The sequence below is a fragment of the Parendozoicomonas verongulae genome, from assembly GCF_009711465.1.
Classification (GTDB): Bacteria; Pseudomonadota; Gammaproteobacteria; order Pseudomonadales; family Endozoicomonadaceae; genus Sansalvadorimonas; species Sansalvadorimonas verongulae.
In genome coordinates this window covers 994-1,337 of sequence record NZ_SMME01000557.1, presented here as the reverse complement: position 1 = coordinate 1,337, position 344 = coordinate 994, and the positions used below count along the sequence as shown (strand labels likewise).

Annotated in this window: 1 protein-coding gene; it reads left to right on the top strand. The window is 43.3% G+C overall.

Annotated features, from left to right (window positions below; all coding sequences use genetic code 11):
* On the top strand, window positions 1-344 hold a 344-nt coding region (locus tag E1189_RS22850), incomplete at both ends, for a hypothetical protein (RefSeq protein WP_196220981.1).

The window sequence follows — 344 nt, the reverse complement described above, 5'->3', positions numbered from 1 at the left end:
GGCGGAAATCAAACCCTCGGGATTTGCTGGCGTTATACAGGTTTGATGGAGAAAGCTAAGGAGTTCAGTGAGCATTATTGCCAACATCGCCCTGATGAAGAGGCATTGCGTAAACGATTATTCGTTATTTCTCATGAATATTCTGACCTTATCAAAAAGACTTTTGCAGATTATTTGTATCAGACAGCTCATGTTAACGGAGGTGGGATAACTGTCTGTTGGTTTGATGCTCTGGCCGGAACTGAGATGAATCAAGTAGGACACCATGTTCCTCAATCAACGACTGAGTTGAACACGCTTATGACAGAGGTAACAAGTTTTAATAAGTGGGACATCCACGGGCG